This window comes from Verrucomicrobiia bacterium (assembly GCA_035946615.1).
GTDB lineage: Bacteria > Verrucomicrobiota > Verrucomicrobiia > Limisphaerales > UBA8199 > DASYZB01.
In genome coordinates this window covers 22082-37566 of sequence record DASYZB010000081.1, presented here as the reverse complement: position 1 = coordinate 37566, position 15485 = coordinate 22082, and the positions used below count along the sequence as shown (strand labels likewise).

Sequence of the window (15485 nt, the reverse complement as noted above, 5' to 3'; positions counted from 1 at the left end):
CCACTGTTTAATAGAAGCAGGAACGCTCTTCGCCCGACAATCGAAAATAACCCCTCCGGGAAAGAGACAGATTACATCGCTTGCATTGGGAGTTTGCGATTCTGCTGGACTGTGGCAGGATCAATCATCGGGAAATGAGCATTGTTAATCTTTATTCAAAACAGCAGAAGGTATTGAAGGGCAAAACGCCAGACGTTTACCGGCACGACGATTTGCCAAAACCCCTGCGGGTTCAGGTCGTCCAAATCTGGGATGATGCCGTTGGCGTGGAGGCTGGACCACTCAGTGGGGGTAACATTCTGTTCGAGTGGATTCGTAAGCACCTACGCAGAGAATACGGCGTTCAGGAACTCTGGAAAGTGCCCCACCATCCGCTTAAAATGGAATACGCGAGGGAGGAAGTTACTGAGTTTTTCCTGAGCTGCCAGGAGGTCGAAAAGTGTTTGGATGTCATACAGGTTGTGCTCTCATTCATTCAGCAGCATGTGCGATTCCAGGCACGAGACGGCATGTTTTCACCCGAGATTTCCTGCGAGGCTGCGATCAAGGAAATAAACGAACGGTTCAAGGAACACGGTGTCGGCTTTCAGTATCACAACGTCACATCCTGCGAATTGACTCCGAGTTCACGCACCAGGAAATCACGGTGCCCGCGTTGAAATTGCTTGAGCCGCCATTTTTGGCCGGAGCCAATCAGGAATTTCTGGCCGCTCACGAGCATTACCGGCACGGTCGTTACAAAGAAAGCCTCAACGAATGCCTGAAGGCATTTGAAAGCACCATGAAGGCAATCTGCCACAAACGGAAGTGGCCATACAATCAGACCGACACGGCGAAGGCCCTCATAAAAATCTGCGAGGACGAGAAATTGTTTCCGGTGTTCATGAAAAACCACCTGACTGGACTGCGGATGACCCTGGAATCAGGCGTGCCCACGGCCAGAAACAAAACCGGTGGCCACGGCCAAGGTGTGGTGCCAATCACCGTTTCGGAGCAATTCGCCGCTTACGTGTTGCACCTGACAGCGGCGAATATCCGGCTTCTGGCCGAATCGGAACGGGCGATGAAGCAAAGAAGATGAGACCGAGGATGGCTCGTAGTCCCCGCTCGAAACGGACGAAGTTTTCCCCCTTCAAGTATTTCCCGTGTCTTCGATGCGGCCAACTTAAAGTGGCGACGCTCGTGCCGCCAAGGTTCGAGCGATTGAGAAAGTGGTGACTTGGTTTGCGATGATTGCGGCACCCGGCATTTTCTGGTCGCCGAAAACAAGGACGGAATGTGGTGGGCCGCTTACGACCGCGACACCAGACGGTATCCAGCCGAGTTTTATGATGAAACGGAGCCGCCTGCCATAGTGAAATTCAAGGATGTGCCGTTAAGCCACCCCGAGGATGACGACGCTCCATTTCCTGGCCATGGCCCCGTCATGGTTTATAGACGGTGGCGATTTTCTCCGGGGGAGGTTATGGCTGTTTGGGCTCAATCCAAGGGCCGTTGCCACATTTGCGGTAAAAGATGGAAAATTAACCAGCGAGGAAGAAAAGGCTGGCACATCGACCACGTGATCCCAAATTGCGGAGGAGGGAGGGACACCGAAATGATGGATAACTTTCGTGTGGCGTGTGCTCGGTGCAATCTGAGGAAGGGGGGAGGAAACGTGCGATTAGTCAACGAAGCACTCCGCAGGTTGTTTATCTAAAGGGCCTACGGATGAATCCCAAGTCGCCCCATCACTTGCGAGAATGCGTCACGATGCGGTATAATCGGCAGATGAATTTCAATATCAAATGCTCTGAGTTCAAGCCCGAGGATTATCGCGGAAAGCGACTGGTTTGGTATGCGGGCGAGATGAAGAGACGCTTAACCCTGTCTCCTTTCGTTTCCGATGATGGCACTAGGTTCGCTTTGATCGCGACGGCGGTAGCCGTTACTTCGTTCGGCTCTAGTGAGAGTGAGGGCCACATCTCCGTTGCGGAAACACAGATTGACGAGGGCACTCTGCGGAGGATGAAGAAGCCTGACTCGCGGTTTTTACGGCCCATTTGCGATTACGTGATTTTCGACAGTTCGCCAGGGGCAGAAGCGAGGTTTGCAGCTTAATTAGTCGGCACGAGCGCCACCGCTACCGTGTTCTGTCACAAAACCGCTGTCCATCCCCCTCTAATCGCCACTCCGTTGATACATGCGCCAGAGTCGGATTGGCTGGTAGAGTCGTTTCGACCGATTGACGAGGATGACCAGAGGGTCTGGAAATCGGGCGGGAATGGGTTTGGAGGCGGTTTTGACCCTTTTTGAGGGGGTCTGTCAACCCCTCTCCGGCCCTGAAGTGTAAAACTGTTATACGCCAGCAATTCGGGCGACCCCTTCCTGAAAGGGATGCTCTTTCCAACATTTCCAACAACAAAAACCAGTATCCGTCCCTAGGAAATCCGAAAAAGCTGCGGAAAATCCAATGCTTGATGAACAGTTAGGTATTCGGACAGATTACAAAACCGTTGTTCTACCGCTGAGCTAAACTGGCAAAAGTAACTTAAAATTAATAACTTACAACTGAGCTTTGGGTTCGTCCCGCTCACCGGTGCGGGAGGCCGCAAGAACAGGCGGTAGCGCGCGGGGGTGGGGTCGGCTCGGGTAGTGGCTTGGGAGGGGTTGATGCCGGTTCATAGTTGAGATAGGGTCCCAGCCAGCGCTCGACGTTTTGCAAGTCCATGTGCTTGCGGAGGTGGTAATCGACCACCTGATCGCGGCCAAGCTTGCCTACCCCGAAATATTTTGCCTCGGGATGGGCGAAGTACAGACCGCTGACACTGGCCCCCGGCCACATGGCGCAACTCTCGGTCAGCTTAATCCCTGTGCCCCTCTCGACGTCGAGCAGCTTCCAAAGGGTCCATTTCTCCGTGTGATCGGGGCAGGCTGGATAGCCGGCCGCCGGGCGGATGCCGCGGTATTGCTCGTGGACCAGCTCATCAATGCTCAGGCGTTCATTGCGGCCATAGCCCCAGGCCTCCCGGGCGCGCTTGTGCAGGTATTCCGCGAATGCTTCGGCCAGCCGGTCCGCGAGAGCTTTGGTCATAATTGAGTTGTAATCATCGTGGTCGCATTCGAATTTCCGGCACAACTCCTCGACGCCAAAGCCAGCAGTGACAGCAAAGGCGCCCAAGTAATCCAGCAGCGGTTGGCCGGAAGATGCGCGCTGTTTGGGCGCGACGTAATCAGCCAGACAATGATTGAACTGCCCGGGCGGTTTATCCATTTGCTGGCGCAGAAAATGGAATCTGGTGAGGATTTCCTTTCGCGAATCATCCGTATAAACCTCCACATCATCGCCTACGGCATTGGCCGGGAAAAAGCCAAACAAACCGCGCGCGGCGAGGAGGTTTTTGCCGACGATTTGCTGCAGGAGCGCCTGGGCATCCTCGAAGAGCTTTTTGGCCTCTGGATTTTCAAGTATGGCGGGGTAGCGCCCGCGCAGCTCCCAGGTATGGAAAAAAGGCGACCAATCGATGAACGGGACCAAGTCAGCCAGCGCGATCCGCTCTGCCTGACGCGCATTGGCGGGCTTGATGTCGGAAGCGAGAATGTGTTTGCCGATAAACTCGGGTTTAGGGAGGTCAGCGGAGGCCCAGTCGATCGGGGTGCGCCGGCGGCGGGCCTCATCGAGCGGGAGCAGGGGTTTGGTTTTTTGATCAGCGTGCCTTGCGCGAACAGCTTCGTATTCGGCGCGGAGGGTTTGGAGCAGCTTGGGTTTGAGGGCAGGGTTGATCAATTGGCTCACCACGCCGACCGCGCGCGACGCATCCAGCACATGGACAACCGGGCTGGAATAGCCGGGAGCGATCTTTACTGCGGTGTGGGCTTTGCTGGTTGTGGCCCCGCCGATCAGCAAGGGCACCTCGAAACCTTGGCGCTGCATTTCCTTGGCCACATGCACCATTTCATCCAGGGACGGCGTGATGAGCCCGCTTAGCCCGATGATGTCCGCGTTTTTGGCGCGGGCGGTTTCGAGGATTTTTTCAGAGGGCACCATCACCCCGAGATCAATGACCTCGTAATTGTTGCAGCCGAGCACGACGCCGACGATGTTTTTGCCGATATCATGGACATCGCCTTTAACGGTGGCCATAAGGATGCGGGCCTGGGCATTGTGATTGCCAGAGGCATTCTTTTCAGCCTCCATAAAAGGCAACAGATAGGCCACCGCCTTCTTCATCACCCGCGCGCTCTTGACGACCTGTGGAAGGAACATCTTTCCGGCGCCGAACAAGTCGCCGACGATATTCATGCCAGCCATCAATGGCCCTTCGATGACAGACAATGGACGGGCGTATTTCTGCCGCGCTTCTTCCGTATCCTGCTCGATAAAATCGACGACGCCCTTTACCAAGGCATGACTGAGCCGCTCCTCGACCGTGCCACTGCGCCACTGCTCTTCGATGACTTGAGCCTTATCGGTTTGTTTAAGAGTCTCGGCGAACTTGACCAATCGCTCAGTGGCGTCAGGCCGGCGATTCAACAGGATATCTTCAACTAACTCCAGCAAGTCCTTGGGGATTTCTTCATACACGCCCAGCATGCCAGCATTGACGATGCCCATGTCCAGGCCCGCCTTGATGGCGTGATAGAGGAATGCCGAGTGCATTGCTTCCCGAACGGCGTTGTTGCCCCGAAAGGAAAATGAAATGTTGCTGATGCCGCCGCTGACGCGCGCCAGGGGGAGGTTGGCTTTGATCCAGCGCGTGGCACGAATGAAATCGACCGCGTAATTGTTATGCTCGTCGATTCCGGTGGCCACGGTGAGCGCGTTGGGATCGAAAATGATGTCCTGAGGCGGGAATCCCACCTCCCGGGTGAGGATGCGATACGACCGCTCGCACAACTCGATGCGCCGCTCGAAACTGTCGGCCTGCCCGCGCTCATCAAACGCCATCACGACAACCGCCGCGCCATACCGGCGGACAAGCCGGGCCTGGTGTTTAAACTTTTCCTCGCCTTCCTTGAGGCTGATCGAATTCACCACGCCTTTGCCTTGAACGCATTTCAGTCCGGCCTCGATAACCGACCATTTCGAGCTGTCGATCATGATCGGCACGCGGGCGATGTCCGGCTCCGACGCCACCAGATTCAGGAACGTGGTCATGGCCTTCTCGGAATCGAGCATGGCCTCGTCCATGTTCACGTCAATAATCTGGGCGCCGTTTTCGACCTGTTGTTTTGCAATAGCAAGGGCGGCCTCATAGTTGCCGGCCAGGATGAGCTTGGCGAACTTGGGCGAGCCGGTCACATTGGTGCGCTCGCCGATATTCACGAAATTTGTTTCAGGCCGAATGGCCAGGGGCTCGAGCCCGCTCAGGCGGGTAAAGGGCTCGCGTTTGGGCGGCACGCGCGGCGGCAAGCCGGCGACAGCCTGGGCGAGGGCTTGGATGTGGGCCGGGGTGGTGCCACAGCACCCGCCGACAATGTTCAGCCAGCCGTTTTGGGCCCATTCCCCAAGTTGCGGGGCCAAGCTCTCAGGTGTCTCGGGAAATCCCGTGGGCAACATCGGGTTGGGCAATCCGGCATTGGGATAGGCGCTCACGTAAATATCGGCGAGGGCCGAAAGCTCCTCGATAAAGGGCCGCATCTCCTTTGGTCCGAGGGCGCAGTTGATCCCGATGCTCAGCAGCTTCATGTGCGAGACCGAGTTCCAATAGGCCTCGACCGTTTGCCCCGATAAGGTGCGCCCGCTCAGGTCCGTAATCGTAAAGGAGAGCATCACCGGCACCCGGCGTCCGGTCTCTTCGAAATAGCGGTCGATGGCAAACAGCGCCGCTTTCGAGTTGAGCGAATCGAAAACGGTTTCGACCAGCAACAGGTCCACCCCTCCATCAATCAGGCCCCGAGTCTGTTCGTAATACGCCTCAGCGAGCTGATCGTAAGTAACCGCCCGGAATGCCGGGTTATGAACGTCAGGCGAGAGGGAGGCGGTCTTGCTGGTTGGCCCGAGTGCCCCGGCCACAAAACAAACCCGCCCGGGTTGGGCGCCCATAATCGACTCGACCGCGGCACGCGCATTCTTTGCCCCGGCCACGCTCAATTCATAAGCCATGTGCTCGAGATTGTAGTCCGCCAGGGAAATCGCAGTGGAATTGAACGTGTTGGTCTCGATGATGTCCGCCCCGGCATTGAGATACTCCCGGTGAATGGCCTGGATGACCTGCGGCTGAGTCAGGTTAAGCAGGTCGTTATTGCCCTTTAAATCGTGCGGCCATTCCTTGAAACGTTCGCCCCGGAAGGCGGCCTCGTCCAGGTGGTGGGCCTGAACCATGGTGCCCATCGCGCCATCCAGGATCAGGATGCGCTGCCGCAGCAGGCCTTCGAGTTCTTGCGTCTTGTTCGGTTCGTTATTCACGCGCATTCAAAAATCCCGAGGGACGGCTCGGCCCAAGCGGGACCTGTTTTCGGTTATCATACCCGCCGAATAGGAGGGAGGCAAATAAAAAATCAATATATCATGATATGATGATATATATTGTTACCTCCTCCGCGATTAGGTCATTCTGACTTCCGGTCCCTTGCCGACCCCGCCGCGCCGCCCTGAGCCCGACCGCAGCTAATTCCAAATGCTCAGTACCCGTACAGCGCGCGGCTCTCTGGACCGAGGCAGCGCTGCACTATGGTGCGCTGGACGGCTGGGGGCAACTTGCCGCGTTTCGGCGTGGCTCCGATCTTACCCACCTTGAACAGTATCCGGCGCTGGTAGCCGTCGAATGGCAGGCCGAGCCACCCAAAAAGCTCCCTGACTGCCAGTTCATCGCGGCAGATCAGGTCCTCGTAGCGGACCAGCATGGCGCTTTTTGGCATTTCGTGGCAGTACTGCAGCATCGCTCGGGCTTGGTCAACCCACAGATTCGCGGCCTGCTCCACGGTGTGATGCCACCAGCCCGCATGCACTACGCTTTTGACCTGCTTTAACGGTTCGCGAACCGTAAATACGAACTGCGCGTCAGGAAACAAGCCGCGCAGCATGGGTACCACAAAGTCGCGCCCTGTGCAGTAGAGTATCTCCTTAAAACCCCACCGCGTGCATACGTTGCACGGGTTCCCCACGGAGCGGACGAAGCAACGGTAAACGCCTAGAACGTACTCCATATCTAGACCATTCACGAGAGCAGAGAAGAGCCTCGGGTCCCGAAGCTTCTGGACGGCGCGAGCCGCCCTGGCCACCCCAAGGTTCTGGTGCCGTATCAGGCTCCTGAGCCTGGGGTGGTGGAAGAACTCCATGTATGACTGTGCCACGCCTCTGAGCAGGCCAAGGTGCTCGCCGCAGAGCAGGGCGTTCCCAGTGGAGTTGATGAGCCTCTGCAGAAGGGTCGTGCCGGACCGTGGCTGGCCAATCAGAAAGATCGGCTGGCGACCCCTCGCGAGCGCGGAAGCACCGCTCCCGTTATCCACGCGTAACTCCGCTAAAAAATGCTTGTCATTGCGCGAGACGCACGCGACGGCATGCGCGCGCTCGGTTTCGGGTGCCCGGCGGGGAGGGTCCTGCGAAGTAGGAGGCTCAACTGGAGGGCGCATAGTCGCTAATCTGGGTGAAGATCCTCGCCCTTACTTTCGTGGCTGTTTTCGCAAATTCTGATGATCGACTGGCGCGCCAGGAAAACAACGCCACCATCTTCCTGCTCGACTTTGACAAACTGGCCTACTCCAGCCCGCCCCAGGGGCGTGGCAAGACTGGCCGCACCCCTGAACAGCACGTTGCGGTAAACGACCAATCGCGGCCCAGGTTCCCAAAAGTGAACGTCGTACCGCTTGCTAAGGTCAATGGGAACCGGACTGTCCCAGGTGAATCCTGGCGGCACTTCAAAATGGTGTTGCATGAGGTCCTCGTATCGGAAACAAACTTTTTCGATTGCTCGGAACGCCGCTATCCAGCCCAGTAGAAGTTCAGGAAGCACCATCCGAGCACGAGTTGTATGGCGAGGCTGGCGATCGCATAGCCTGCAAGGAGGCGTCTGCGAGAAGCATGGCCAAGCCAGACGCCGAGCGCGACAAAAACCGGCAGCGCCACAGCGCAGAAGCGGGTGAAGGACACGAAATGGCCGCTCATTGCCGGGAGGAGGCCCAGCGCAAGGGCCCACGCGGAAAGACCTCTGCCCAGCCTCCAGACGGTGGGAAGCGAAAGCAGGAAAAAGACAAAGACCGCCCTATCGAGACCCGATCCGGAAAAGTCGTGGAGGGTTTGCACATGGAAGAACGACCAGACAAAGCCTGGGACGTTTACTAAGTTCCACGCCGACTGGACTCCCCAGAATCGCTGAGCGCGGATGCCTTCGAGGGGTCCCCCCGCGCAAAGGGCCATAAATCCTAAATACACCATGAAGCCCAGGAAAGGGGCCAACAGCAGCAGAGCCGCTGGCAGCACGAGCCTTGGGGTGGCGGCCCATTGAAGTAGAACGGCTCGGCTAACCGTGAGCCTTCTTCGAAGGGGCAGACCACGGCCCAGAGCCTGGCATCTGTTCCACACGGGCTCCAAGACATACCATGCAAGTGGCACGGCCGAGAAGATCCCGACACCGCGCGTGAGGGGCAGAAGGAAGGCCAGGGCAGCAGCCGGAAGGTCCTGCCGCCTCGAAAGGGCGGTCCAAAGTCCCACAAGAAGGAGGAAAAAAAGCGACTCGCTGTAGATGAATTGGAAAAACAGGGACCCGGGAAACAGCAGCAGCAGCAGCAGCGACAGCCATGCTACACGGTTCCCGAATTGGCTGGAAACAAGCCGGTAAAACAGGACGCCGGCGACTGCAGAGAAGACGTTGGCCAGCAGCAGGCCCGAGATCAGGTGGTTGCCCCCGGTGACATTCGAGCCGAGGCGAATCAGGTTTGGCCACAGGGGATAGAACGCGCAGGATGCGGTTCCTGGCACGTACCCCACTTCGCTCAGAAAAAGGTAATGGGCGGCGTCCCACGTCGCGAGGTGGCTTGTGATAACCGGCCCGGCATCGCGCGGCCATCTCTGCAGCGCGAGGTTGAAGGCGGCAACGTTGAAGCCCGGCAGCAATATCACCAGCAGTGTGAAGACCGCCCAAAAGCCCTTCCAGGCTAAGATGGCCGACAGGACTCTCCACGGCACCCGGGGGGCTGACGTAACGGCGGGTGTTTCCGCCCGTTTCCACGGCGGCACAGGTGTGGTCTCAGCGGCCAAGCAGTCCACCTCCCACGTGATGGCCACGCTGATTCAGGACCTTCGCCCTTGCCGCCACGTTTGGAGGGAGGACCAATTGGACCGGTTTCCCGACGTTTGGAACGACCCTCACCCGAACTATGCTGCGCCGCTCGCGCGCGCCACCGAGCTCCTCCCACGAATAAACGTAGCGCCCAATGTGACCAAGACGCACCGTTGTATCAGCCATAATCTTAAATCCGCACTTGCGCGCGTAGGCGCAGAACGAGTAGTCCTCGCTCAAGTACTGCCTTCCCGGCCGCCTCCCTTCGATTGTGTTGAAGAAAAAAGGCGCCATCCTCGTCGCTCCACGCGCGCGCTTGGGGTGATCGCGGCTGAACAGGTCGCGGTCAATCCTCTCGTAAACGACCCTTCGTGTGAGCAGGAAGCCCGCGCCAATATATTTGAGCTCGATCGGCCCCCCAGCATCCCCAAAGACTATTTCGGGGCACCCTCGGTGAGCCACACAAGCCATATCGCGATCGCCTTTTTTGGCGTAGATTCCCCCAACGATTGGGAGTTTGTGCCGGCGCAGCTTCTCGAGATCGTCAGGGTTGAACAAGATGTCGGAATCGATCCACATGAGCTCTTCAAAGCCACTCGACAGCCCTTCGCTGGCCAGGCCGGACCGCCCAAAAGCTATATCGGACATGCCATAGCGGCGCCAAACCGTGTAGCCGCGGCGCTCCAGTTCCCTCAATCCGTCCTCGCAGCCGGGCTCGATATGCTCATGCACCGGGACGAGGACCAGGCACTTCGCGGCGTGGCTGAGGACTTTGCGTTTCATGCAAAAGCATCAGCGAGGCCCGTGGCCTCTTGGGTAAGCCCTCGTCCGATTGTTGTCCTGCGACAGCTCGTAGCTGTAAACCACCTGCGCGCGGCCCACCCACTGGACGTGCCCATCACAAAACCCCACGTTTTGCCCTTCCGCGCCATGGTTGCTTTCGCTAACAGGAAGGTACAATTGGAAGGGATTCCAGGAGCTGGCATCAGCGTAAATCCAAACAGCGCTGGGTCCGGGGACTCGGCCTTTGAGGCCGAAGGCCTCGTGCTCATGCGCGTAGGTGTTGATCGTGGGCAGCGTTTTAGGGACGGCCCGGGAGTTGCGTTCCGCATTCGAGTTGCCATTCCAATAATTCTCCAGCTCCGCGAAGAACGGGATAGTATCGTAACTGCAACCATGGACCGCAAGGCGTCCGTCAGCCGAACGCATCAGGTCGCCATACCAGAGGGTACCGTCCGGATCGTGGAGTAGTTTTAAGAGATGGCCCTGCCGTGTGCTTGGACAGAAAAACATCTTTGGCAACCCCGAGCCGTGTGTCATATAGCGCCAGAGCCAGTTCTGGCCTGGGCCCGCGTCGATGAACCGCCTCTCGTACCGATCCGGTGTCAGCCTGCCGGTGGACGAGTCGTTTGCATAGGCGAGCGTCGAGGCCGCAAGCTGCCGCAGGTTATTTGCGCAGACGACACGGTTGCTTTTCTCATGCGCCCTGTTCACCGCGGGAAGAAACAGAGCCAGGAGCGCGCCGATAACTGCGATGACAACCAGCAGATCCATTAAGGTAAAGCCGGAGGGGCGCGGGCATGGCCAATGCTCCGGCCCCAGCCTGCGCCCCGATGGCGCCTCGCGCGAGGATCTGGAGAGCGCTACGACCATAACTTTTCCGGGACGGCCCCACCGACGGCGGCGCGAATCCCCCATTTCCATACGGCCAGCGAAGCGGCCAGGAGCAGAACGAGATTTCGGAAAACCATGCCGAGACCGCTGCTCAGGATGCCCGGGCTCATCTGCGGCAGGCATGGACAGCCCAAGCCGGTGGGTTTGGACAACGCAAGGAGCGCCATGACGACAAACCCTGCGCTGAGGAGCCAGGTCAGCACCGACGCCAACTCCAACTCAATTCTGGCCATCAGGCAAATACCCAACGTCAGTTCGAAGCTGGGAAGAAGCGCGGCTACCCCACCCGAGAGCACCGGGGGCCAGCCCAACTCCTGGAGATAAGCAGCCAAGCCGGCGGGCGCAACGATTTTCCCAATCCCGGCTATCTCCAAGCCCCCGGCTAAAAGAAGGCGCAGGGCCATCCAGGCGCAATCGGCCGCAAGTGCCGTCATAGCTCGCGCGCACACGCGCTGCATGGTGGGCTCCATCTCGCGCTCGCTGCATTCCGGCGTGGCGATGTCCCTGGCCGTTTCCATGGGCTATTCCTGGTCTTTCTCGATCGGCAGACCGCACTCAACCCACTCGCGCCAACCACCCCCGAAGATGACGGTCTTCTCCCCCAAGCCAGCCCGAACGACGATCTCCCGGGCCGCTTCGATTTCGCTTGCGCTGCCTGAACCATAGAGCAGCAAACCTCGGGCCTTGCTGATCGCCGAGGGTCTGTTCGTCACGACCGCGTTCAACTCCGAAATGGACATGTTTACCGCGCCCGGGATGCGGCCCTCGGCAAAGTACCGGGCCTGACGGGTGTCAACCACCAGGGTCCCCGGCTGGCGGCGGCACATCAAAACTTGGCTCAACGTCGCGTCGTCGGCAGTCGGCTCCGTTGGCCGAAAAGACCGCCAAAACTCCGCGGGAGGCCTCGATAGGCTGGCGCCCGCCGCCAGGAGAAGCCACACTCCGACCACCCGGAAGAGAGAGCGCCTCATGCCCGCACCTCCCTCATGACAATTTGCTCCATCCCGGCCAGTCACTCGGGCCAGTGTCGGCCCCATTGGATGCATCAGACATGCACTTGTCGAATCCCTGCTTGTTAGATGCCCCGAGGCTGCTTACTTGGGAGGTCGTAAGCGATCCCTTCCCCTGCGCTTGGGATATCATGGCCGACATCTGGTTTTTCATGCATGCGCAATAGTTTTCTCCGCTACTACCACTGCAAGCGGAGTTGGCTTTGGATATATAGCTCTTAAATGACACCGAGCTGGAGTTGGCGCACCCGGTTGGCAGGAACGATGCGACCGCTGCGGCCGCGGTTGCGACGATCCGAACATTTCCGAACGCTTTCTCATAGGTTATTTTCATTCTCGTTTTCTTTCCATTGTTGAGGCAACTTCCACGAAAGTCTCATCTGGCCGGCTGCCCCGTCCCGGCGTGGAGTTTGTTTGTACTAAGGATCGACACTTTGAAGGCTAGGTTGGACCAAGCCAGCCAAGCGGCTTGCCTGCCGGCCTTCCGGTCGTGGCTTGCGAGGTCGGACGCGTTGTGCGCGACGAATACCGGCAGCCCCGCGGGCACCTCGAACACCGCGTTACCAATAGATGAATTCAGGTCGTACCCAGTGAACACCATCTGCGAGAGCAAGTCGCCGTACCCATCGTAGTCGGTCTCTCCGTACTTCAGCGGGTCGGCTGTTCCAATGAACAGGATCCTTCGGGAGACAACCCACTCGATCGGGTCGAACCACCCTTTTGCCCGCTCGCTGGAGGCGGCCTCATCTCGTTTTGCGCGGATGAGTCTCGCCAAGCTTTCGACCAACCCCGCCGAAAGTGTGACCTCGATTCGGTGGCAGCGCCCCGCGCTGGGCAAGTCCTCATCGTCAAGGCGGCGAAAGAAAACCTGGCCCGGGTGCTGCTCCGCCAGCCAATCCGGTTCCTGCATCACTGTCGTCTCGGGTCGCTCGAATTCCACCTTCACCGCGTCCCGTCTCAGCCGCCACTTTCCCTGCCTGTTACTGAGGAAGACCCTCATTTGGTCCGTAACGAAGACCCTAGCCGACTCCTTGAACCCGTCAGGGTCGGTCCGCTGAAAGAGCCTGAAGCGCACGCTCCGCATAAGGTCCTCACCGTCCACCGAATAGTCGCGAATCTCATCCATCCGCTTGACCATGCGCTCGTACATTTGCCGCGCCTCGCCACTACTAGTAGCACTAGCGTCTGTCTGGGCTCTCACAGCGCCGCCGAGGAGCAAAACACAGGCCGCCAACCCCGCAACGGTGGATTCACGTGCGCATATGACCCGTAGATTTTGCTGACGAGGCAAGAATCGAAATGGACCTGCCAATCGTCGATTGGGCCGCAATCGTCCCATATATTCAAAAGTGTTGCGCTACAGTGATCTAAGGTCTAAACCCAACGACCGGGGGGGCAACAGATAAGTGCAGGTTAAGTCAAACTTTCTTTGCTCGACGACGAGCGCCAAGTGGCCAAATCGGACGTCTGAGCGGCCGCCTTTATGCGGAATGTCTGCCCCGATGGCGACTCTGGATGAGGGCATCAGTCAAAAAGCAGTGTGATCCCACTTTGATCCGTCACTTAATCTCTATCCACCGCGTGGGAGTAAACAGGCAGTCCAGCCGCCGATCATGCGCCTCGACCGGGACCTCGGCTACGATTTGCTGGTCGAAGGCCACACCGCAAGTCCTTCCCTGTAATTCCGCCAGGAGACGGTCATAGAATCCTTTGCCACGGCCCAGGCGGTGAAGGTGTGGATCAAAGGCGATGCCCGGGACGAGGATTAAATCCAACTGTGTTAAGAGAGTTGCTGCGCAGCGGGCGATCGGCTCGCGAATGCCCAAATGACCTGGAGTGACATCGACTCCGGGGTCCTGCACGGGGCAGGCAGCGTACCTGCCGGTAGCAGGCATAAATCGCGGCAAAGCGGCTGTTTTCCCTGCCGCCAAGGCATCCCGCAGCAGCGGCCAGACATCCAATTCCTCCGGGGTGGGCGCAAAAAAAAGGATCGATTTCGCCTCGCGCCAGACTGCCTGCTGTTCAAGCAGGGCGCGGGCCTGGGCAGCAAGACCCGCGCGTTGGATCGGGGTAAGGGCTTTCAATCGAGCCTGGACCTCGCGCCGGAGTGCAGATTTAGAATCGGGAATGGCAGGGCTCATAGCGCTAGAAACTTTTCCTGCAAAAGCGGCAGGGGGCTGCCGCAGTCCAAAACGCGGGCGCGCCAGCCGGAAGTGTCCGCTGATTGTGGGACATTACGTTGGCCCTTCGGGCTTTTTCTGTGCTCGCCATTTTGCCAGTCGCTCCTGAATCTTCCGCTCCGCGCCTTGGTCGGTCGGCTCGTAATAACGTTTAACTGCTCCGAGGTAGTCTTGCACGACGAAGTGCTCGGGGAAATCATGGGCATACTGATAGTTCTGGCCGTGTCCGAGGCGTTTGGCTCCCGGATAATGGGAATCGCGCAGGTGTTCGGGGACTGGCAATGTGCGTCCGGACTCCACATCCTTCATGGCGGCGCCGATAGCCGCGACGGTGCTGTTGCTTTTGGGTGCGGTAGCGATATAGATGACCGCTTCAGCCAGAGGGATGCGCGCCTCAGGCCAGCCGATGAATTCAGCCGCTTGAAAGGCGGCATTGGCCAGCACCAGAGCCATGGGGTCGGCCAGTCCGACGTCCTCAGCCGCATGGATGACAATGCGCCGGGCGATAAAGCGGGGGTCTTCGCCGGCGCGAATCATTTTTGCCAGCCAATATAAGGCCGCATCCGGGTCGCTGCCGCGCATGGATTTTATAAAAGCCGAAATGGCGTCGTAATGCGCGTCTTCGTCGTCATAAACGATAGCCTTTTTCTGGATGCTCTGTTCAGCGACGCGCAGGTCGAGGCGCACGAGGCCTTGGGCGTCAGGGGAAGTAGTCAGGGCCGCAATCTCCAAAGCATTGAGGGCTTTGCGGGCGTCGCCATCGGCCAGTTTGGCCAGGTGCCTCAACGCCGCTTCGTCCGCCTGCATTCGAATGTGGCCCAGCCCGCGTTCGGAATCGGACAGCGCCCGCTGCAGCAGGAGGTAAAGCTCCGCTTCGTTCAAGGGCCGGAGTTCGAAGATTTGCGAGCGCGAAACCAGGGGGGAATTGACAAAAAAGAATGGGTTATGGGTCGTGGCGCCGATCAGGCGCACCACCCCGGCTTCGACATCGGGCAACAAAACGTCCTGTTGGGCTTTATTAAAGCGGTGGATTTCATCGATAAAGAGGATGGTCGATTGTCGCTTGTTTTCGAGGCGATTGGCGGCAGCCGCCAGCACCCGGCGCATATCGGCGACATTGGATTCGACACCGCTGAGGCGCTCGAATTTGCTGCTGGTTTGCCGGGCGATAATCTGCGCCAGGGATGTCTTGCCGGTGCCAGGGGGCCCGTAAAAGATCAGAGATTGGATGCGGTCGGCTTCAATGGCCCGGCGCAGCAATTGGCCCTCGCCAAGAATGTGGGATTGCCCGACGAACTCGGACAGATTCCGGGGCCGCATTCGCGCGGCGAGCGGTTGATGGGGCGCGGGCTGGATTTCCGCAGGATTCGAGGTTTGTGGAGCGGCCACTTCCGGGAACAGGTCTTCTCGCGCCATAAAGC

At 58.5% G+C, this 15485-nt stretch carries 14 protein-coding genes; 4 read left to right on the top strand and 10 right to left on the bottom strand.

Annotation, left to right across the window (positions count from 1 at the left end; genetic code table 11):
- Positions 1 to 134: 134 nt before the first annotated feature.
- From VG146_11870 to VG146_11860, 3 genes are all read left to right on the top strand, one after another.
- Positions 135 to 659: a hypothetical protein gene (locus VG146_11870; protein HEV2393046.1), complete on the top strand. Its 525-nt coding sequence runs from the start codon at positions 135 to 137 to the stop codon at positions 657 to 659.
- A complete protein-coding gene (locus VG146_11865; protein ID HEV2393045.1) occupies positions 647 to 1081 on the top strand; it encodes a hypothetical protein in 435 nt (144 codons plus the stop codon). Before VG146_11870 ends, VG146_11865 begins: the two co-directional genes overlap by 13 nt.
- A gap of 195 nt (positions 1082 to 1276) precedes the next feature.
- A complete protein-coding gene (locus tag VG146_11860; GenBank protein HEV2393044.1) occupies positions 1277 to 1699 on the top strand; it encodes an HNH endonuclease signature motif containing protein in 423 nt (140 codons plus the stop codon).
- A gap of 873 nt (positions 1700 to 2572) precedes the next feature.
- Here the strand turns inward: VG146_11860 and metH are convergent.
- Both metH and VG146_11850 read right to left on the bottom strand, forming a co-directional pair.
- The gene (gene metH / locus VG146_11855) at positions 2573 to 6388 is read right to left on the bottom strand and encodes a methionine synthase (GenBank protein ID HEV2393043.1); all 3816 of its coding nucleotides are present in this window, start codon (positions 6386 to 6388) and stop codon (positions 2573 to 2575) included.
- A gap of 215 nt (positions 6389 to 6603) precedes the next feature.
- Positions 6604 to 7554, bottom strand: a complete 951-nt coding sequence (locus VG146_11850; protein ID HEV2393042.1) for a sulfotransferase — start codon at positions 7552 to 7554, stop codon at positions 6604 to 6606.
- A gap of 14 nt (positions 7555 to 7568) precedes the next feature.
- On the opposite strand from VG146_11850, the gene VG146_11845 reads away from it, so the two are divergent.
- Complete coding sequence (locus VG146_11845; GenBank protein ID HEV2393041.1) at positions 7569 to 7919, top strand: hypothetical protein; 351 nt, start codon at positions 7569 to 7571, stop codon at positions 7917 to 7919.
- Here VG146_11845 and VG146_11840 read toward each other — a convergent pair.
- The 8 genes from VG146_11840 to VG146_11805 form a co-directional block, all read right to left on the bottom strand.
- Positions 7904 to 9205, bottom strand: a complete 1302-nt coding sequence (locus VG146_11840) for a mannosyltransferase family protein (GenBank protein ID HEV2393040.1) — start codon at positions 9203 to 9205, stop codon at positions 7904 to 7906. The two genes, VG146_11845 and VG146_11840, sit on opposite strands and share 16 nt — an antisense overlap.
- A complete protein-coding gene (locus VG146_11835) occupies positions 9168 to 9983 on the bottom strand; it encodes a hypothetical protein (GenBank protein HEV2393039.1) in 816 nt (271 codons plus the stop codon). The genes VG146_11840 and VG146_11835 overlap by 38 nt, the downstream gene beginning before the upstream one ends.
- A 9-nt stretch (positions 9984 to 9992) precedes the next feature.
- Positions 9993 to 10754, bottom strand: coding sequence for a type II secretion system protein (locus VG146_11830; GenBank protein ID HEV2393038.1), 762 nt, complete (start codon positions 10752 to 10754; stop codon positions 9993 to 9995).
- Positions 10755 to 10843: 89 nt separating this feature from the next.
- Positions 10844 to 11392 (bottom strand): MauE/DoxX family redox-associated membrane protein, encoded by a 549-nt coding sequence (locus VG146_11825; protein ID HEV2393037.1) that lies wholly within the window; start codon positions 11390 to 11392, stop codon positions 10844 to 10846.
- Between the two features lie 3 nt (positions 11393 to 11395).
- The gene (locus tag VG146_11820) at positions 11396 to 11845 is read right to left on the bottom strand and encodes a rhodanese-like domain-containing protein (GenBank protein HEV2393036.1); all 450 of its coding nucleotides are present in this window, start codon (positions 11843 to 11845) and stop codon (positions 11396 to 11398) included.
- A gap of 415 nt (positions 11846 to 12260) precedes the next feature.
- On the bottom strand, positions 12261 to 13034 hold the full coding sequence (locus VG146_11815; GenBank protein HEV2393035.1) for a hypothetical protein: 774 nt from the start codon (positions 13032 to 13034) through the stop codon (positions 12261 to 12263).
- 409 nt (positions 13035 to 13443) lie between these two features.
- Complete coding sequence (locus VG146_11810) at positions 13444 to 14025, bottom strand: 5-formyltetrahydrofolate cyclo-ligase (GenBank protein ID HEV2393034.1); 582 nt, start codon at positions 14023 to 14025, stop codon at positions 13444 to 13446.
- A 93-nt stretch (positions 14026 to 14118) separates the two neighbouring features.
- Complete coding sequence (locus VG146_11805) at positions 14119 to 15480, bottom strand: replication-associated recombination protein A (protein ID HEV2393033.1); 1362 nt, start codon at positions 15478 to 15480, stop codon at positions 14119 to 14121.
- Between the last annotated feature and the right edge of the window lie 5 nt (positions 15481 to 15485).